At 62.4% G+C, this 1,254-nt stretch carries 1 protein-coding gene and 1 pseudogene; both read right to left on the bottom strand.

Going from position 1 to position 1,254, the window contains the following annotated elements; translation table 11 throughout:
• On the bottom strand, positions 1-886 hold an 886-nt coding region (locus tag AB4Y99_RS27695), incomplete at its 3' end, for a glycosyltransferase (protein WP_441525612.1).
• Positions 886-1,254 (bottom strand): annotated as a pseudogene (locus AB4Y99_RS27690) (HlyD family secretion protein); the annotation flags it as partial. The gene AB4Y99_RS27695 and the pseudogene AB4Y99_RS27690, both read right to left, overlap by 1 nt.

Here is a 1,254-nt window from a genome sequence, read left to right as displayed (position 1 = left end):
CCGTCGGAAAGCCCCCGATGATTTCTACGGCACRGACGCGCACCATCGACGAGGTTCCGCAACAGACCGCGATGCCCCACGCATCGCGCGATGGCTCGACATTATCGAAGAAATGGCGCTGCTCGTCGGGATAGGCCGAGCTAATCCCAAGATTGTGCTGGATCGGGTCCGGGTTGAAGAAGTGCTGCGGCGTCTGGACCAGGCCGACATCAGGCGCATGGAACAGCGCAAGCACGCGCTCGACGAAGTCGATATGCGGCACGAAATCAGCGTCGAGCACGGCAATGAAATCAGGCGCGTCCGGATCTCCGGCACGCAACTGCAAGGCATGGTTGATGTTACCGGCCTTGGCATGGGCGTTGTCGGGACGGATCAGATATTCGACGCCGTGATGCTCGCAAACCGCGCGCAGCCAGTCCCGCCGGCCGTCGTCGAGGATAAAGATCCGAAGGGCGGGATAGCCGAGCGCCTTGGCGCCAACGATGGTGCGCTCCAGCACCTCAAGCTGCTCGTTGTAGGTCGCTATGAAGATATCGACCTGTGGCGGTGGGCCAGGCTTCCACCAATCGCGATGACGGTCGGCCTCGAGGCTGCGCTCCTTGACCCGCGACAGGATGATGAAGGCGATGGTCGAGGACAGGACGGTAAGTGCTTCGAGGATCGCGAAGCCCCAGCTGAAGAATGCATCGGCCGTCCAGCCCAGCGGCGCGACCGTGTCGGTGAAGCGCCAAATTATGTAACGCCAAGCCAGGAACATGGTTGTACCGAGCAGAAGAGCCCGCCACTGCCACATTTTGGGATTGAGAAGCGGAAGAACGAGCAACCGCAGGCCGACCACCACCGCCGCTCCGGCAAGGGCAGACAGCCATGCAGGGAGCGTCAGCATCAGATACCGTAACGGGTCAGGAAGCGCCGCAGGGTGGCGATGGGGCCGTTCGAAAAGATGACGCGGCCGGTGCGGCCGATGGCGCAGGAGAGGTCAGACTGGTTCGAAAGTTCGGGCACGCTGACGGTGACGTCGAACCGTTCGAGATGCTCGGCGCTCGGTCCCACCGCAAGATTGGTATACAGCCCCGAGGCGCCAGAACCGCCGAGACGCGTCACCGTGCCCTCAAAGATGCGATCGTCGCCGAACAGCCGGAATTGGACCGGCGTACCAATGGACAGGTCATCATAGAGACTTTCGGTCACGCTGGCGGTGACGACGAGGCTGCGGCAGTCGACGAGCTTGACCAGATCCTGACCCCGGCGAGC

The organism is Allobosea sp. TAB14, from assembly GCF_052113865.1.
GTDB classification, from domain to species: Bacteria; Pseudomonadota; Alphaproteobacteria; order Rhizobiales; family Beijerinckiaceae; genus Allobosea; species Allobosea spartocytisi.
The sequence above is the reverse complement of the archived record's forward strand: the minus strand, read 5'-3'. Positions and strand labels throughout refer to the sequence as shown.